The organism is Pseudomonas sp. D3-10, assembly GCF_051132175.1.
Classification (GTDB): Bacteria; Pseudomonadota; Gammaproteobacteria; order Pseudomonadales; family Pseudomonadaceae; genus Aquipseudomonas.
Genome location: NZ_CP071668.1, coordinates 2,945,603 through 2,961,298 on the forward strand (window position 1 = coordinate 2,945,603; position 15,696 = coordinate 2,961,298).

Here is a 15,696-nt window from a genome sequence, read left to right on the forward strand (position 1 = left end):
AAGACGTAAGCCCATGCTCGACTATTCAAATTTCGCGGCTACGCCGGCAGCTAGCGTATTCGACAAGGTATTCAAGCCAGGTGAGCTGACCTTGGGCTTGCTTACCCCCCTTGAAGGCTACCCGCGCAGCGACACCCCGACGATGCGAAACCTCACTGCGCTGGCCACACTGGCTGATGAGCTCGGTTTGCGGCGCTTTGGCTCAGAGATGTGCCCTTCCGGGATCCTGCTTTCGGCGATGTGGGCCAGATCTATGATCCTGTGTCTATGCCGGCTGGCTTGCCGCGGCGACGCGATACATTGCGATCAGTACCGCAGGTATCGTGCTCCCTCTGCGCGATGGCTTTTCGCATGTCGCCTTAAACATGCGGGTGTCGAGCCGGCCTGTGAAAGAAACCATGGAGGAGCTCGGCGAGTTTGTGCTTCCGCTGTTTACCTGGTTGCCAGCTAGAGGCTGCTGATTGCAGCCTCTAGCGAGCTCGACTGCCCACCAGCTCCCTCAGAAAATCTTGGGCCCTCCAAAGGGAAAGTTAGGCAAGTCTGGCAATTCAGGTGAAAACGGAAATCCAACGTCTAAAGGTGAGCCGTAAGGACGGCGAATTCCGCGACCTAAGGCAGGCCTCGTGTTGCTCTGTATGACCATCTCTTTTGTGACAACTGGATAAAGTCCCAGGTACTCCTGGCCTTCAAAGGGGGAGTCCGATTCGTCAATTACTGGTAGAACAGATACACTGCCATTCTTGTAACCATCGAAGTATCCGAGTTCCCATGGCATCCACTTGGATTTAGGAGCGTTCTCAGTGGCGAGGTAGAGAAGGCTTTCACACTGCCGCATGCGGTGGCGCAGGACTTCGGCGGTGTCGGCCGTAACGCGATTGCGATCCAGAGCCTGGTCATCAATCCAGTCAACATAGACCTTCTTGCCTTCCTCCTCCAGCAGAATTTTGATCCCAAGGACAAGCTCCGCATCCACCATAGCGTGGGAGAGGAAGATGTCGAATCGTTCCGTTACCTTGTAGTTCTTCTGGGCATTCTTAATTGCATCAATGGCACTACGGCCGCCACGTAGAGCCTGCTGTCCGACCTTCCGTGCTTCTGCTTGTGTGAAATACGACATTTCGATCTCCGTAGTGACTCGAGCGGCGTTCACCCAGCCTATGGCAAGATTTACTGTTCACGGCTAGCTTGCTCTTCCTCTTTCATCCTGTATTTTAAGTCATTAAACCTCTCTTCCAAGGCTAACGTATCGTACAGGGCATTCAGTGTCGTCTCGGCACGTGTCAATTCTTCAACTTGGACGTCACGCTGATCATACCAATTTTGGAGTTCAGCTCCTGTGACTTTAGGTAGATGGCGATTGAACGCTTTATATGCGAGCAGAACATCCTTTTTTGCCGACGCGCTTGATTTTATGAGATGCTCAAGGCCGTTGACTGACTCAGCTGAAAGAGTGAAGCGTCGCTCTGGCGTGGTATATCTCACGCGGGAGCTAAATTCCAGTTCAGAGTAAATCCACGGAGAAAACGTTCTATCATAGCTCTCATAGTCCTCAAGGGGGATTGACTGTTCGGTGTCCAAAAAAATAAAGAGCTCAGATCGAGCGATCATTTTATGAAGAGCACCGTTCAGCATCATATGCACCCCCGCCGCCATGTCTGTTGCCTTACGATAACTATAAACCGTTCGCTTTCCATCAACCACAGGTTCGGCATAGTGTTGATTGAGGTCATCAAGTAGTTCGTGAAAATGCCTCCAGACGCAAGAGTCAACAAATACCTTTAAACCCTTGTTTTGCAGTGACACTGCCAACTCTATCGCCTTATCCTCATCACCATGAGAATGAGACAAGAATACATCAGCATCCTGATCAGGAAAAATGTGCTCAGCTATTGCCTGAGCATCAATGACGTCCTTATTTTTAAATACACCAATCAGGTATTCGGATAGTCCATCGTAACGCCCCTTCGCTTGCCGGCGAAAATTCTCAATTTCAAATTGATACGGCTCGGTCAGACGTTCATAACTATTTAACTCAAAACCTACGTACATCGAATCATCCTTAATCGAATTTCATAGCGCCAAGCGGCGGCGCTGCATCACGGAGGGCTACCGCTATGCGTCTGGCTCAGTGGCAGTTGGACGAGCCAGCGATAGAGGTGGGGATTATACTCAAATTCAACCAAGAAGTAGCACTTGGCCAGCCTCCGAATCGATCGAAGAGCAGAGCTTGTGATCTCAACGCAAAAAAGGAAGCAACCCCGAGGCCGCTTCCTTTTTTGATCAAGCGGAGTTACTGGCCTAGCGAGATGACTACCTTTCGGATGTGGGCTACCAGCCGCTGTGGGTAGACAGGGTAGCAATCATCGTCCGCACCTTCGACAATCTGGGCTTCGTTGGCCTCACGAATGGTAATCAAGCGGGTGAAGTCCCAAGGGGATGTATCGTCCAGCGCTTCGCTGATTTGCCATACCGCGTTGGCGATGTCGCCCACCACCTCAATCTGGGGAAAGTACACGGCATCGACTTCGGCAGAGCGAAAGCTGACATGAACGACCTCAGTACCGCCGCGCATCATGGAGAACGGTGGCTTCTCGATCACGTCGTGGCCGATGTTGACGATTAAATCCCCGGCCTCCACCGCGCGGTGAACGAAGTCGCCTGCAGACAGTGCGGCATTACCCAAGAAGCGAGTGTGAAGCTCGTCCACTACGACTTACCCATCTGAGTGGTCACGCACGGGATGTCAGTCTTGTCGATCAGTTGCCTCAATACCTTGGCAGTCATCTTGCGGTTGCTCTGGAAGTCCTGTCCGCCCGCTCACCCGCGTTAATACGTAGGAGGCCAGAGGTACGGATGCATGTATTGCATTCTTCCAAAGCGCACCGCTCGAATAAATGCGCGTAACCGGACAGGACTGGTATTCAGATCGAAACAAAGCCCAACACGCGAGGCCAGGGTATGATCAGCGTGAGCCGGGGCTGACTGCCCCTCATAGGATTGCTAGGAGCTTTCGATGCTGCAGATCAACACCGGTAAGCTGTTTTCGATGGGCATTGGAAGAACCAACCAGCTACGCGGTGTGCTCTACACAAATTTGAAGCTTCCTTGGCGTGACGACATCGTCACTAAAGCTGGGACGCTGCGCAGCACCGACGGTAGGAAGGGAAGCCAAGCCTTGGTGTATGAGCTGCTGGAGAATATGGAGCAGGCCGGTGAAGCTTCGGGAATACTGGTTTCCCACAACGTCCAGCCCTACATACAAGACTTTTCAGCCGTGGCCTCGTTCGCGCTCAATGCGATCGTCACGCCCGATCCAGAGCTCACTGCTCAACTGACTAATGGAGAGCCTGGGCTTAGCTCATATCATCCACCTTCACAGTTCATTCGACGCTGCTTTGACCCTGAGCTCTATATCACGGACTTAGACGCGCAGGAGCTGGTCGACTTTTGTGAACAGCTGGTGGGCGTTGAACGCCGGGTCTACCTAGGCGCGATGAGAGCAATCAAGACCTATGTGGCCGGCATCCATCGGATCCGAGACGATCTAGGCCTTGCTTACACCTTGATGGTCTCAGCCATAGAATCCCTCGCACAGGATTTTGATGGCTACAGCTCGACATGGGAGGACGTGGACGTGCGCAAACGCGTCCCCATTGACGAAGCGCTTGAATGCGTTGAATCGGAGGTGGGACTGGAGGTCAGGGCTGCAATATTGACGACGGAACATCTTGCTCTCGGCCGCCGGTATCGAGAGTTCGTCTTGAGCCATGTTGACGAAAGCTATTACAGAACGGGTGACGCATTGGTAGGTTATGCTATTGCTCAATGCGACCTTGTGGAGGCTTTGCGGCAGGCTTACTTTTTGCGATCAAAGTACGTCCACCAGGTGCTTGAACTGCCCGACGAACTCACACTCCCTCATGGCCATGCAGAGGTCAGTTATGTTGACCGGCAGCCCACTCTGACCTTCCAAGGTCTAGCCCGTCTGACCCGCCATGTCATCAGATCCTTCATTAATCAAAGCACCAAGCTTGATCGGGAAATCTATGACTACCGCCTGGAGCGAGCTGGTGTAGTTGTGATGCCGCTGGCACCAGAGTACTGGGTTGCAAATCCTTTAGGATCTGCCAGTGAGTCGCGTAAACGCCTTGAGGGATTCATTGTGCAGTTAGCCGCCATCGAAACACGTAGTGAAGGAGCCCAGCTTACCGACCTACGTCCAGTGCTGCTGGAGATCGAACGCCTCATACCGCAAGCCTCGAAGAACGATCTCCCAGCGATGGCAGCCCTGCATATTCTATTCAACATTAACGTTCCCGAAGAATGCCGCACTCCCTACTACGAGGCGGTACACCAGACGATGCAGAAGTACTTGGAAACGCCGTCAGGTGAAGCGCTTGTGCTGCTCTCTTACGCTATCGACCCTGCCGAACATTGGGATCTTCAGGTTCACCACCAAGCCCACGACGACTTCTTCAAAAAAAGATCGAAGCCAAGTGGTCTGCGAGTGCCAAGACTTTTCGAGGCAGCCATCAGTCTCACTCTCGCCGAGCGCTATCGAAAATTGGCTAACGTCGAGCAAAGCCGCGCACTACTTAGCTCTGCAGTCAGCAACTTTCCTGGTCATGCAGGCCTGCTTACCATCGAGAAGTTATTCACGGGTGACGAAACATTGGATTGGCGAAAAATCTTAAGGCCTCAATCTGTCGATGCTCCACCTAGCGGTGACCAAGCGAGCTCGCCAGATACAGAAACTGCTCAAGGTTAGGAAAATAGATCGTCTAACCAGCATGCTGACGTTCGTTAAAACGGTCGAACTCGAATCCTTCATTGCCGCAGCCGCGCCGCTCGGCTGTACCCCTCAGGCGGTAGCTAAGCTCGTGCGCGAGCTTGAGGCGCATCTGGGCAATTGTCTGCTGGAGCGTACCACCCGCAGTCAAAGGCTAACGCCTGCCGGCCGTGCCTTCCTACCTCATGCGAAATCAATTCTTGAGCAGGTTCAACTGACTGAGGCACTGGTCGATAAGTACCGACAAGAGTCGATTGGTGATGAGATTAGCTATCAGTGTAAGCGCTGAGCCCCCCTGTTCTTCAGAGTCGAAGGAAATCTAGGTCATCCTTATGTACACTGCTTTTTTCTTGTTGAGGTGAGACATGTCCCCTCTCGCAGAATTTAGAAACCTCGAACAACAATTGGCCCAGCAGCTCGCCGAGCTGGAAAGCATTAAGAATGACGACGGCCTCAAAAGAGATTGAGTTTGAGACCAAACTCCGCAATTTGCTCGGCGAGTACGGCTACGGCCTGCGCAATGTGATTGACCTGCTGGATCCGCCTGCTTCACGCCGCTCTGCCCCAGTTGTGGAGAAAGCTACACGTAAGCCTCGCCAGCTCAAAGTCTGCAAAAAAAACCACACCGGCGAGCGGGTAGAAACCAAGGGCGGGAACCACAAGACACTGAAGGAATGGAAATCGGATTACGGCGCAGAGACCGTTGAGTCCTGGGTGTCCTGATTTCTATCACTGCGAGCTTCTCTGGCTGCAGCTCGGAGGGCAGCATGGTCTGCTCCCCTTCAAACTGATGCTACGCCCAGCGTCAACCTCTGCCCTCAGCGCCCTGCTTGGCTCTATCCAAAATCTGCTTTCTTAACAGACCTGCTGCCTTGCTCTGCAAGGCCACCCATTTCACCTGCACGAATGGTTCAGTAACGAACCGCCTTAGCGATGCGACCATCACATTCCAGGGACTTCTCTTCCACTTAATTTTCACGGTGCGCGAGTGAACCTAAAGTCATCCCTACGTGTGATAGACCTTGCCCGCCTAGCAGCGGGCTTTCTTTTGCCCTCAAACTCTTGCTGGCCAAGGTGTTAACAGACTGCACTTCCCAGGTCAATCGGCCGAGGTTTCATGTGAGCGAGTAGCGACTGGAATTGGCGTGCCGGCACCTTGAAACCGCCGGCACCCAGTTCGTAGGATTGCGCGGGACATGGGCTCCTGCATTCAGCGGGGAAACGTCCAGGCCGCTCCTGCCCAATCGAGGTTTTCAGGTATCAGGAACTGATTGCTTAGCTCAGCCAGCCGTTTGTTGGCCACCTCATCGGCTGCATTAAAAAGAGCTTTCGATAAGGGTGCTGATGTCGTTTGTGCACTGAAACGCGCGGGCGTCATCAGCCAATTACTGGCCTCTGGAGAGTTGACCTTGATTTCCCCCTGCCCGGCCAAAATAGTTACAAACTCCTGGCGCACACGATTTCCCTGCGGGCCTTGCCAGCGAAGCATCGCTCCTAGCAATGCGCCATCTTCCCTCCCTAGGCTTGGTGAGCAAACAGATCCTGCCAGGCCGTCAAAGTCATACAAACATGCTTTGGCAAGCAGGTACTGCATCAATTGCGAGGTCAAATCCAACATCTGGATCTCTGGGCGACGAGCAGCGAGCTCCCTGTCAACGGTGACATCCATACGCGACGAAGTTTTTCTGCTGCGTCCCAGCTCTTGCATGACCAGGTCTGGCAAGCGAATTCGCAAGAGCCGCGGCTCGTTGCTAGGAACAGAAATTTCAACACCGAGCTGGCCGAACATGCCTGTGACGAAGCTTTGGAGATGATCGATGGTAATTGCCACTTGATCCCCCAATTCGTTGATGTCATTTGTCGCGGCGTGGGCGAAGATTTCCCTCTGCTTCTCAGCAGCCCGCTTGGCCTCCTCCAGGGCAGCGTCAATGCGTTCGCTGGTACGCTCGATACCTAGCTTCGTTGCTTGCTGAAGGATGTCATCCACATCGATTAGATCCACCAATTCGCCGAGTATTTCGTCCTTCAGACCTTCGTTGAATTCATGATGCTGAACCTCGGCCAAGTCATCAACAACGCTATCGATCCGCTGGTACATCAGGTCAACGATCTCCTGATCAAGGCTATCGGACTGCTGGATGTTGAACACAACGACCTTCATCTTCTGCCCGTAGCGATACAACCTACCAATCCGCTGGACAAGGCGCATGGGGTTCCAGGGCAGGTCATAGTTCACCATCATGTGGCACTGTCTCTGTAGGTTGATACCCTCACCACCCGCCTCGGTGGAAATAAGGAACCGACCCTGCGTCTCAAATTGAGCGATCGCTTCTCGACGCTCCACGTGCTGCATGGAGCCATTGATGAGCGCGACTTTGTCCCCACCAAACCGGGCCGCCAGTGCATCCCTGAGATAGCGCTGTGTGGTTCGATACTCGGTGAAGATCAACACCTTCTCTTCAAGGTTCTTCGCATTGATTGCCCCGATGACCTTGTCGAGAAACTCCGTGAGTTTCAAATCATTCGCCATGAGCAGCGCAGCGTCATCGATGAGCTGCTTGAGGAGCTGAATCTCCCCTGCGAAGAACTCTTCTGCCTCACCACTGACCTGCTCTTCCCACTCACCTATATAGCGCTGATCAGCCGGTGCACTGGATATTCTGTCTTCACCAAAGTTGTCCAGCAATCGCTGAAGTCGATTCCGAAGAGCCTGGTGGATCGCAGCTGCACTAGACACGGCGAGTTTGCGGTACACCGTCATCACAAAGCCAATAGCGTTCCCCGTCTGACCTAAAGCCTCGCCTGCGGCATACCCTTTGCGCAGGTAGTGCTGCAGGGTATGGTCGAAGTCAATCGATTCCTGGCTGCTGGATACCTGCAGCGCAGAGGTAATTTTTCCTTCAAAAATGAAGCGTCCCTCAGCATCGGTAACGTCTGCCTTGTGATTGCGGTAAACCATGTCACGCAGAATTTCGGGCTTGAGTCTGAGCATTTGAAGCTCTTCTCGCCGTTCCGGACGCAGCAACTCAAGCAACGCTACGAACTTGTCCTGCATACCCTGGTGAGGAGTCGCACTGAGAAGCAGCATGTGCTCTGTGCGACTCCGAAGCGCTTTGGCGAGATCGTAGCGCTCAGAACTTTCGTACTTCAGGCCGTACTGGCGACGACTGAGACGGTGACCTTCATCGAAGATGACCAAATCCCAAGGCTCTGCTTGGAGCAGACTTTCGAGGTGATCAGGCTGCTTGAGGCGATCCAACGACCCAATTACGCAGTCGTGCATCTTCCACTGGCGCGGCTCGTTGACGAAGAAATCCTCATGATAGATTTCAAAGTCTTCGAGCTTGAATTTGTAGTACAGCTCATCTTGCCATTGTTTGGTTAACCCCGCGGGCGTGATCAGGAGAATGCGCTTCACACGCTTTCGCTGGATCAGCGCGTGGAGCAACATGCCCGTTTCAATCGTTTTGCCCAGACCAACATCATCGGCGATCAACCAACTCAGATTGTTCGACGCGAGGATGTGATGCACCAAGTTGATTTGATGCGGCAGCGGGTCAATTTCCAGGTGAGACAGGGATCCCGTATTCTCATTCCATACTTTGATGGCGTGAGCGAGCAACCGCAGTCGCACACGCTCAGCGTCAGGCTCGCCCCCCATCTGAGCGGTCACAAACCGATGCCTGACGCCCTTAACCTGACGTAGGTATTGGTACGGCAACCAGTGTCGCTCTCCCTTTTCAGGGAAATCCACGAGCGCCTGCTCGCTCCCAGCTAAGTCTCTGAGCTGCATGATCGCGCCTAGGCCTAGCGAGCGAACACCTGTCCCGGGCATCGCGTCCAGAACGTCTTGGCCATTCACAAATCCCGATTTCAGGGCATCAGAATCAACGATGCTCGCACTACCCGCTCGAATCCAGTGAACTTGAGTCTTTCCAGTCTCAGGGATTGCCATCTTGACGACACCAATCTCCTCTTGGCCACCGGGGCTTAAGCGCTTAACCCAACAACCCTGTACGTGAGTAAGTTTAAGCGGCTTCATGCGGTACTCCCTGTGAGTCCAATTTACGAGTGGTCGGGCAGGACAAGCCTGTATCGTCTGTTTGCGTAGCGCAGCTGACCATTGCTGTCTTGGTCATCCGCGATTGTCTTCCCCGGCCAGCTCCGAGGTAGGAGTGTCTACCTGGGCATCGGAGCGAACCTCGCCGCCATTCAGTTCAGCTGGCTGATCGTTTTGCTGTTTAGTCGACGCGACGTCTTCACCTTCTTCCGTACCACCGGGGAGATCGCTGAAATAGCAGCTCGGTTCTTGCGGGTCTTTGATCTGCGGTACGCCATATGCCTGAAGTTCCCGAAGACTTGCTGTCTCAAGATCATTCGGAATACCAAGGTCGCTGTACTCTTCTCCAGGGCGCTGATAGGGCGAGTCAAAATCGCCCATCTGACGTGCGGGAAGGGCACCGTCGATATCACCAAACCGGTACCACAGGTACCTCGCGAAGGCTTTGAATACACGCCTCAGCGTGGCGTTTTCGTACCAATACTCAAAAAGCTGCTCCAAGAGCACATCGATCTCCTCCACCTGTGGTATCGACTCAAATGAACGGACAATCATCAGCGCCGTGCGCCAAGACAACGCATGGTAGGACAGGCGGGTGCTGCCAGTACTGTCGAATGCAATCCAATACAAATCATTGTCAGCCCAGATGACCTTGATGTGCGCAGCGAGCACGAGCTCCTCAGGAGTCAGCCCTTCATCGATCGCTCGTTCCAATGCCACCCGGGTCGCGCCCCATCCGCTCATGATGTAAATCTGTTGAATCAGGGGAAGCGTTCTATGCGGCCAATCGTACCTGTACACAAGTTCTACGGCCTTTTGCTTCGCACGCTCCTCACGCGTTATCCGATTCTCTGAATTGCCCCCAACGGGCTCGACCTGATACTTGTCATTGTCGAATACAGTGTCTGGATCGAATGCATAGAAAGCGAACTCGTCATCAGCGTCCTTCAGGTACTCACTGTCCCTTTGGGATTTGTCTTCACGCGCTCTCGTGGTGCCGTACAGTTCTAGCTCAGCCAATTCCGCTGCGAGGTTTGGGTCGAAGTCGGCATCCTCCGAGTACGGTATGTCCCCCATACCTATAGAGCCATCATCTTCAATCTGGTCGAGGTAGAACGCATCAACGTCGCGGGAATCAGACAACGCACCAGGCACCGGTTCGTCGGCCAGGAAACGGCTCAATATCTTTGCGGAGACGTCTACCTCGACCTCCGGGGCTGGCTCCGCAGAGAGATCTATATGTGCTTTTTGGGTGCTGTCGACTGATGAAGTCGACCACGGGGAAGGATCCGGCGTGCCGAGAGTGTGAGCTTGTTTACTGCCATCCACCCGGATGCCCGCGTCGTGGGTTTGTGTACTGGCATCGCTTTTAGGCGAGTTAACCCGCGCTGGATTTAAGCTGAGCCGTCGCTTGGGCTCCTTCGTGCCAGTTGCTCGATGCAGCTGTTGTGCGTTGTCGGCACCATCTACTTCACGGCCATTTGGTCGAATGGCCGAGTCCACCCGGACGCTCGCGCTGTGGGTCTGTGTACTAGCATCGCGATTAAGCGAGTTAACCCCCGCTGGGTTTAAGCTAAGCCGGCGTTTGGGCTCCTTCGTGCAATTCGCTCGATGCGGCTGTTCCCCGCTGCCGGCGCCATCCGCATCACGATCATTCGGTCTAGCGGTCGGCTCCACCCGGACACTAGCGCTGTCAGTCTGAAAATGCCGAAACTCAAAGGTCTCGTCTTCCAGAGGAGCGAATTGGCGCGCATTCTCTTGGACGAAATCCAAATCGGCTGCGCTTGGGTTGTGATGGTCTGGGCTCATAGTGCGATCAAGGACGAACGCACCTTGTTGACGCCGAATTGCATCAGCTGATTGTATGGCCCTAGCCCCTTCTACGGGACGATGCTGGAGTGTGTAGACCCGCCCCAACAGGGTCAAATAATCCGGGTCTTGCCCCTCTTCCAGCGCAGTCAGAAGCAAGCGCTCCGCAGCTTGCAGGTCAGCAGCGGCGACAAGAGTGGTGAGCTCTCTCAAAAGCGAGCCCTTGTTCTTGCCTGGTCGCATTGGTACCGCCTGGCTAACCTGCCGCTCGTCGCGCAGCTTCCGGAGGCGCTCCTGAAGCCGATTGATTACGCCTTGTCGCCCAGAGATTTCCCTGATCACTGACTTTAAGGCCGTATCGTCAGACAATTGAAGATGTGCGGCGAGCCCTACTAGCTCACTGTCTCTAACAAGCCCTTCGAATAGCGACTGGATTGCAGCTTCGCGAGAACCTTGCTCAGAAGCCATGTAGTCCCGGAGGTCGTTTACCAGTTGATCGCAATCCATTGCTCAATTCCCACTCTATCGCAGCAGAAAACTGGGATGCACGGCTCACTTTAGCCGATCTTAGCAGATCAGTTTAAGCGAATAATACCATAAGGATCCAGCTACCCCTCACGCTCGCCTCAAGGCTAATCTATTAATGCAGAGTCAACTGCCCTTTCGGAAAACGCTTCCTCAAGCTCGTATTGGTAATAGAGTGAGTCAAGATAAAAACTTCCTCGATAACGCGTATGCCGGAAGTGCGTCCTTAACTCTTCACCTGTGATCGTGGGAAGATGATCGGAGTCTGCGTCGAATCCAAAGACAGCGGATCTCGCAAGATGAAATACACTCTGCATGCAATCTTCAGCAACACGAAACTTACTGGGCTTCGGCAACCGTTTTCTAGAGGGCTTTCTACTACGCACCCGCGCACTGAAAGACAGTTCCGAATAGATCCAAGGAGACAGTGTTAGCATCCTGCCATTCTCCTGCCCTTGCTGCCTTATCGGAACAGATTGCTTCGTATTAAAAAACACGAAGCACTCGGTATCATCGATCATTCTATTAAGCTCAGTCGTCAGCAGCATATGCACAGCTGCTGACGCCAAATCACACTTTCTGTGCGAGAAATATTTCTGATCGCCAACGACTTCGGAGTCAGAGTATTTCTCATTCACAACGTCTAAAACAGCGTCCACAGATCCCCACACGCATGAGTCAATGAAGACCTTGACGTCTCGCCTTTCCATCGCGATAGCGAACTTTATCGCGTTGTCTTCATCCCTATGGGAATGAGAGAGAAAAATGTGAGCCTGCTTCGCTGGAAATAGTATGTCCGCGAGTCCCTTGGCATCGAGAACATCATGGCCTTGTAGTCGAGTCACTACGAATTCTGCCAGATCCTGGATATTGAGGTTGCGTGCGCGCGCTTTGTATTCATCTATCTCCTTCTGCGACACGTGCTCCAGTGGCTTGTAGTCTTCAAGTTCAAATCCGAGGTACATGATATTCCTTGACCAATTTTAGCTATTCCAGATGACAAATGGGCGTAGATACCGGCCACTGCCATTTTCCATAGGCATATCGATTACACGCCTTGAGCCAGTCGCAATTTTCGTAGGTCAACTCTCCCCCGTTTCGATTAAACTGGCAAATAACGATTGAAGAGTGTGGCAAAATCTATGTCATCTAGCTCCGGCCCATCAAAGTAACCTTTGTCGCGAGCAAGATTGAGCGCTGCACCGCCTGGAGCAGCAACTGGGAGAACGAAAGCCTCAGGATTGAACCGCTTAAAGATCTCGTATTCGACCTCAACACCATCCATACCACCAATGAATACAGCACCAATCAAATCCTCACGAGAGAGCATTTCCTCCCGCATCAATTGCAAGCTAGCTTGAATATCGCCGGGGACAGGATCGGTATAAACGACGTTATCAAACCGCTGGTTCTCTTCCGGATAGCGGCCTTCGAAAAAGCGGCTTTGATACAAAACAACAGACTCTGTGTATTCAACCCCTAAGTCTTCGCAGATACTCCAAATCATCGGGGTAATGGCAGGATGGCCACCCCAGACAATCTTGTGCTTGCGAACGGTAGCAATGGCCATCTCACGAACGGCGCACTGGATCAGGAATGGATCAGCGGTCTCGTAATACTGCCCCCTTTCGACTACAGGGATACTGGCTGAAAGGAAAATCGCACCCATTTCTATGCACTCCAGTCTGCAAATTGCCAGGCCGCTTCAGTGGCCTTAACCCAGCGTGTCGCTCGGATGTGCTGCCCGAGCCAATCCAGGTGAGTCATCCACTGGGGATGCAACCCTACATGGTCATAGAGTATGGCCACGGATTCGTCAGGTGAGTTCATTGAAGCTTCGTGCATAGTCGTCGAAGTCGGCACTCCGACTGTTGGATAAACCACAACCATTCGGTCATCAGGCAGACGTACCCGGATCCCGCGGCCGGTGCCCATGCCAATCACCTCGCCCCCAATGAGCTCGATGCCGTTCCGCAGATTGCTCACGAGGTTAACGGTTCGCACCGCATGACTTTTGCTGCGTACCTCTTCGAGCTGAAGACAGATACGGTCAATGGCCTGATCACTAATCCGCCCAGAAGCGGCATCCAACTCACTCGCATCAAGCTCAGCCAAGCTTGCGGTGCCAAGACGTGTAGAGCGCTGGGCTTCAGGCCACCCTACACGAAGAACGCTAATACCCTTGGCAAGCGCCCTTCCGAATTCGGCAGCCGTCCATCGACTGTTGAAGTAATCCGGCGTGTCGAGCATTAAGAGCACGTCAGAGTCGCAAAGCCGATGCCATAGCATGGTCTGGAAATCTTCAGCCGGCGCGATGCTATGGGTATCGAGGAAAACATCGAAATGCCTGGCAGACAACGCGTCGAACATCTGCAGGGCAGCCTGCCGAGCCTCGTCGCGCCGATAGCTGACAAAGACTCGACGTTGCTTCGGAAGCAGACCTGCGCACTCCAAAAGCGCGGCAGCTACCCGCTTCGCCCCACCATTGCGGTACGCTAAGCAATTCAATGGCCGTAGGATTTCCGGGATTTCCGTCGCGACTCGACCAAGATCGGACACGACGGGGACAACAGGCACGCCGCCACGCAGTAGGCTTGGCAGGCTGGGATGATCAGCGCCCACACCACCGAAAAATACGACTGCGGCCGATCGTTGCTGATGAGGAATGAAAGCAGCAGGAGCTACTTCCCAGCCAACTTCATGGCCCAACCCCAAGCCAAACATTGAAACCGCATCGGCTACGGCGGCTTCAAGCTCAGAGAGTTGCTCGGCCGATGGCGCTCCCAAAACAGCAAGCTGATAGATGAATGACATGACCGCCTCGCAATCAGGGTCGATTAAACGTCAGTAACCAAACGGGCGTCGGGAGACTATCTCCCAAGCGCCCATGCCGTTTTAAAACAGCTCCCACGGATCAACATGCTGGCCGTCAAAGAATCTGGAGCGCACCTCTGCAAAATGATCTTTACCAGCCTCATTGCCGCGTCGCGCCATCTCCTGGATAGCCTCGGCGTCATCCATCTTGATTTCGTCAGGCGTCTGTTGGTTAACGCGCACGTGACGTGTTGGGCCCAGGAAGCTCTCCGCAAGTACCAGAGCACCATGCTCCTGGGCGGCGAAAAAGAGATCAACGCTGTGAGGTGCCCAACCTGCCTTGCCCTTTCCGAGTTGCTCGGTAAAATCGCTTTCACTGCTGAGTGTGCCAATGCTAAGCACATCGATCCTGTCCAGAGGGATCTTCAGGTAACGAACTGCTTCTGCCAGCGCCGGGAGGATGGGGTTATTTGCCCATACGCCACCATCGAGGAACGTCTCCAACGCGACAGGCCCATTGAAGGTAACTTCGTCAAAATAGGTAGGGGCAGCGGAGGACGCCAGTGCAGCGTCAACGGCTGAGATATCTCGGTAAGCGGTGCGATCTGGGCTATGCGGGGTGACGATCGCCTCTGCCTGACCTTGCTTGGCCCTGACAGTCGGAATCACTAAACGGCAGCGGGAATCTGCAGCCAGCGTTTTGTCCCCGTACACCTCCGTCAGCAGACTGCGTAGGGTGGCCGAGTCATGCTTGGACTTGAGCCAGTGCCGAAGCTTCCGATCCTTCGGAAAAATCTGAGGGCCCTTTTTTTCATAAAACTCTAGTATTTGACGTGGCTTCAAACCCATGGCGAGCCCTATTGCCAAGATCGCGCCCGTGGATGTGCCAGCCACCAGATCGAAGTGCGAGATCAGATCGTTCCCGCCACCTGCCTTCAGCATGTCGTCCCACTTGGCCAAGACTGCCGCTGTGAAGGTACCTCTGAGCCCTCCTCCGTCCAGGGCCAAGATACGGAAGTTGCGACCCCGCGAAATATTTCGCCGGTTCAGTGGCAGGTTTTTCAGCTGTTCGACAATCAGATCCACGACCTGGTCTTCGGACGTGCTTTCGGCAATGACCTTATTGGCATCCTCAGACAAGCCGTTGCGCAGGCGAGATAACAACGAAGGGTCTTCTTTGAGGTAGCCTGCGATTGCCCCGCCGAAGCCAGCCACAACAAAGCCAGGCTTACCGAGCTCAAGCATTGCATCAAGCTCATTGGGAACGCCCGCTTTTGCTTTGTTGACGTCCCACCAAGCGCCCCCCACGCAGACAACGACGTCAGAACGATCCGCCATCCAATCACGCATCGGGGTCAGACCGTCTGCTGCGATGCCATTGCTATTATCTGCTGGTACGATTTCAACAGAAGCAAATGCTCTCTGCGCTTCAATTTCAGCGGTGTACTGGTCGGTCGAGAAGCTTTTCGCTCGAACAAGCGTGAGCGCACCTTTGCTACCGCCTGCCTCGATGAAGTCTTCTGCTGCCTTCTGCAGGGGCGCAGTGAATGAGGGATGACTTCCATGGACAATGGAGCCTCCTTCGCTGAAGACCTTTGCTGCGAGCTTCTGTACGAAAGCAGCGATCTCTGGTTTCGATTCTTTATTTGATCCGGACAGGTGGATCCTGACGCCGGCCAGGCGCTGTGTAACTGCCATG

General features: G+C 53.7%; 10 protein-coding genes and 3 pseudogenes. 4 read left to right on the forward strand and 9 right to left on the reverse strand.

All coding sequences use genetic code 11. The annotated features are described in order from the left end of the window. Positions 1 to 13: 13 nt before the first annotated feature. Positions 14 to 338 (forward strand): annotated as a pseudogene (locus tag J3P90_RS13310) (LLM class flavin-dependent oxidoreductase); the annotation flags it as partial. 161 nt (positions 339 to 499) lie between these two features. On the opposite strand, the gene J3P90_RS13315 reads toward J3P90_RS13310, so the two are convergent. The 3 genes and pseudogenes from J3P90_RS13315 to J3P90_RS13325 all read right to left on the reverse strand — a co-directional run. Beyond that, on the reverse strand, positions 500 to 1,117 hold the full coding sequence (locus J3P90_RS13315) for a toll/interleukin-1 receptor domain-containing protein (protein ID WP_145015884.1): 618 nt from the start codon (positions 1,115 to 1,117) through the stop codon (positions 500 to 502). A 50-nt stretch (positions 1,118 to 1,167) separates the two neighbouring features. Beyond that, positions 1,168 to 2,049 carry a toll/interleukin-1 receptor domain-containing protein gene (locus tag J3P90_RS13320; protein WP_145015882.1) on the reverse strand — a complete coding sequence of 294 codons (882 nt, stop codon included), beginning with the start codon at positions 2,047 to 2,049 and terminating at the stop codon, positions 1,168 to 1,170. Between the two features lie 247 nt (positions 2,050 to 2,296). Beyond that, a pseudogene (locus tag J3P90_RS13325) lies at positions 2,297 to 2,796 on the reverse strand (acetolactate synthase large subunit); the annotation flags it as partial. 217 nt (positions 2,797 to 3,013) lie between these two features. Here J3P90_RS13325 and J3P90_RS13330 point away from each other — a divergent pair. The 3 genes and pseudogenes from J3P90_RS13330 (at position 3,014) to J3P90_RS13340 (ending at position 5,512) form a co-directional block, all read left to right on the forward strand. Continuing rightward, the gene (locus tag J3P90_RS13330; RefSeq protein WP_434674841.1) at positions 3,014 to 4,768 is read left to right on the forward strand and encodes a hypothetical protein; all 1,755 of its coding nucleotides are present in this window, start codon (positions 3,014 to 3,016) and stop codon (positions 4,766 to 4,768) included. 22 nt (positions 4,769 to 4,790) lie between these two features. Further along, the gene (locus J3P90_RS13335; RefSeq protein WP_256676673.1) at positions 4,791 to 5,078 is read left to right on the forward strand and encodes a LysR family transcriptional regulator; all 288 of its coding nucleotides are present in this window, start codon (positions 4,791 to 4,793) and stop codon (positions 5,076 to 5,078) included. 76 nt (positions 5,079 to 5,154) lie between these two features. Beyond that, positions 5,155 to 5,512, forward strand: a pseudogene (locus J3P90_RS13340) (histone-like nucleoid-structuring protein, MvaT/MvaU family). Between the two features lie 487 nt (positions 5,513 to 5,999). Here J3P90_RS13340 and J3P90_RS13345 read toward each other — a convergent pair. The 6 genes from J3P90_RS13345 to J3P90_RS13370 all read right to left on the reverse strand — a co-directional run bounded on the left by J3P90_RS13345 (position 6,000) and on the right by J3P90_RS13370 (position 15,695). Next, positions 6,000 to 8,831: a DEAD/DEAH box helicase gene (locus J3P90_RS13345; protein WP_256676671.1), complete on the reverse strand. Its 2,832-nt coding sequence runs from the start codon at positions 8,829 to 8,831 to the stop codon at positions 6,000 to 6,002. A gap of 93 nt (positions 8,832 to 8,924) precedes the next feature. Beyond that, positions 8,925 to 11,165, reverse strand: a complete 2,241-nt coding sequence (locus tag J3P90_RS13350; RefSeq protein ID WP_434674842.1) for a hypothetical protein — start codon at positions 11,163 to 11,165, stop codon at positions 8,925 to 8,927. A 125-nt stretch (positions 11,166 to 11,290) separates the two neighbouring features. Then, positions 11,291 to 12,148 carry a hypothetical protein gene (locus J3P90_RS13355; RefSeq protein ID WP_434674843.1) on the reverse strand — a complete coding sequence of 286 codons (858 nt, stop codon included), beginning with the start codon at positions 12,146 to 12,148 and terminating at the stop codon, positions 11,291 to 11,293. Between the two features lie 137 nt (positions 12,149 to 12,285). Next, positions 12,286 to 12,852 (reverse strand): hypothetical protein, encoded by a 567-nt coding sequence (locus J3P90_RS13360; protein ID WP_434674844.1) that lies wholly within the window; start codon positions 12,850 to 12,852, stop codon positions 12,286 to 12,288. A 2-nt stretch (positions 12,853 to 12,854) separates the two neighbouring features. Beyond that, the gene (locus J3P90_RS13365; protein WP_145015873.1) at positions 12,855 to 13,997 is read right to left on the reverse strand and encodes a toll/interleukin-1 receptor domain-containing protein; all 1,143 of its coding nucleotides are present in this window, start codon (positions 13,995 to 13,997) and stop codon (positions 12,855 to 12,857) included. 81 nt (positions 13,998 to 14,078) lie between these two features. Beyond that, complete coding sequence (locus J3P90_RS13370) at positions 14,079 to 15,695, reverse strand: CBASS cGAMP-activated phospholipase (RefSeq protein WP_145015871.1); 1,617 nt, start codon at positions 15,693 to 15,695, stop codon at positions 14,079 to 14,081. Position 15,696: the final 1 nt, after the last annotated feature.

What these genes read in the sequence shown, in the direction of transcription:
- J3P90_RS13315 (WP_145015884.1), bottom strand. Translation starts at nt 1,117, where the DNA reads ATGTCGTATTTCACACAAGCAGAAGCACGGAAGGTCGGACAGCAGGCT.
- J3P90_RS13320 (WP_145015882.1), bottom strand. Translation starts at nt 2,049, where the DNA reads ATGTACGTAGGTTTTGAGTTAAATAGTTATGAACGTCTGACCGAGCCG.
- J3P90_RS13330 (WP_434674841.1), top strand. Translation starts at nt 3,014, where the DNA reads ATGCTGCAGATCAACACCGGTAAGCTGTTTTCGATGGGCATTGGAAGA.
- J3P90_RS13335 (WP_256676673.1), top strand. Translation starts at nt 4,791, where the DNA reads ATGCTGACGTTCGTTAAAACGGTCGAACTCGAATCCTTCATTGCCGCA.
- J3P90_RS13345 (WP_256676671.1), bottom strand. Translation starts at nt 8,831, where the DNA reads ATGAAGCCGCTTAAACTTACTCACGTACAGGGTTGTTGGGTTAAGCGC.
- J3P90_RS13350 (WP_434674842.1), bottom strand. Translation starts at nt 11,165, where the DNA reads ATGGATTGCGATCAACTGGTAAACGACCTCCGGGACTACATGGCTTCT.
- J3P90_RS13355 (WP_434674843.1), bottom strand. Translation starts at nt 12,148, where the DNA reads ATGTACCTCGGATTTGAACTTGAAGACTACAAGCCACTGGAGCACGTG.
- J3P90_RS13360 (WP_434674844.1), bottom strand. Translation starts at nt 12,852, where the DNA reads ATGGGTGCGATTTTCCTTTCAGCCAGTATCCCTGTAGTCGAAAGGGGG.
- J3P90_RS13365 (WP_145015873.1), bottom strand. Translation starts at nt 13,997, where the DNA reads ATGTCATTCATCTATCAGCTTGCTGTTTTGGGAGCGCCATCGGCCGAG.
- J3P90_RS13370 (WP_145015871.1), bottom strand. Translation starts at nt 15,695, where the DNA reads ATGGCAGTTACACAGCGCCTGGCCGGCGTCAGGATCCACCTGTCCGGA.